Raw genomic sequence first — 1,321 nt, 5'->3', positions numbered from 1 at the left:
TGAACCGCGCCGGGTTTGCCGGAGACCGTTTGGTTTAAGTTATGCGGCCATGGGTGGCGCGTCCAGCATGGCGTGATATCGTTCTTCGGCCTCGGCTGGCGGTATGTTGCCGATGGGCTCCAGAAGGCGGCGGTTGTTGAACCAATCTACCCATTCCAGCGTGGCGAACTCCACGGCTTCGAAGTTTCGCCACGGTCCTCGCCGATGGATGACCTCGGCCTTGTAAAGACCGTTGATCGTTTCAGCGAGAGCGTTGTCATAGGAATCGCCAACACTCCCGACAGACGGCTCGATGCCCGCTTCCGCCAGCCGTTCGGAATAGCGAATGGATACATATTGCGAGCCGCGGTCGGAATGATGAACCAGCCCGCCGCGATGGACGGGCCGCCGATCATGAAGTGCCTGGTCGAGGGCATCGAGCACAAAGCCCGCATGGGCAGTCCGGCTTGCCCGCCAACCGACGATGCGGCGAGCGAAGGCGTCGATCACGAAAGCCACGTAGACGAAACCCTGCCAGGTCGCCACATAGGTGAAATCGGAAAGCCAGAGCATATTCGGCGCGGGGGCATAGAACTGCCGGTTCACCCGGTCGAGCGGGCATGGTGCGGCTTTGTCCGACACGGTGGTTTTGACGGGCTTGCCACGAATGATGCCTTGAAGACCCATAATTCTCATGAGCCGTGCGACGGTGCAGCGGGCGACGTCGTAACCTTCCCGCCGCAACTGCCGCCAGACCTTCCGAACCCCATAGACCTGGAAGTTCTCGTTGAACACCCGGCGTATCTCGACCTTCATGGCCATGTCGCTCCGGGCGCGGGCCGACAGGCGGTCCACGTCCATGCGTTTGGCAACGACTTCATAGTAGGTGGACGGGGCAATCGGCAGCAGCCTGCAGATCGGCTCGACCCCGAGCGCCGAGCGGTGTTCGTCAATGAACGAGATCATCGCTTCAGTGGGCGGTCGAGCTCCGCCATCGCAAAATAAGCCGACGCCTTGCGCAAAATCTCGTTGGCCTGGCGGAGTTCGCGGTTCTCCCGCTCCAGAGCCTTCATCTTCTCGGCGACGTCACTTGGTAAACCCGCACGCTTACCGCTGTCGACCTCGGCCTTCTTCACCCATTCGTTGAGCGTATGCGCCGAGCAACCGATCTTGGCGGCTATGGAAGACACAGCCGCCCATCGCGAAGGATGTTCCGCTTCATGCTCGGCCACCATTCGAACGGCCCGGGCGCGCACTTCAGGAGAAAACTTGTTCGTCGTCTTGCTTGTCATAGACCCTACTTCTCACGAGTTGGGGTCTCCGGCAAACTCGGTGCGGTTCA

At 60.7% G+C, this 1,321-nt stretch carries 1 protein-coding gene and 1 other annotated feature; the gene reads right to left on the bottom strand.

All coding sequences use genetic code 11. The features are described from left to right. Positions 1 to 39 precede the first annotated feature (39 nt). A protein-coding gene (locus FHS76_RS22400; protein WP_183658536.1) for an IS3 family transposase occupies positions 40 to 1,271 on the bottom strand; the annotation gives its coding sequence in 2 pieces (ribosomal slippage) (positions 40 to 980 and positions 980 to 1,271; 1,233 coding nt in all). Further along, positions 871 to 987: a sequence feature (AL1L pseudoknot), on the bottom strand. (Overlaps the previous gene by 117 nt.) Positions 1,272 to 1,321: the final 50 nt, after the last annotated feature.

The organism is Brucella daejeonensis (assembly GCF_014199265.1).
Taxonomy (GTDB): domain Bacteria; phylum Pseudomonadota; class Alphaproteobacteria; order Rhizobiales; family Rhizobiaceae; genus Brucella; species Brucella daejeonensis.
Note: the sequence above shows the minus strand (reverse complement) of the source record. Positions and strands in the feature narration are given on the sequence as shown.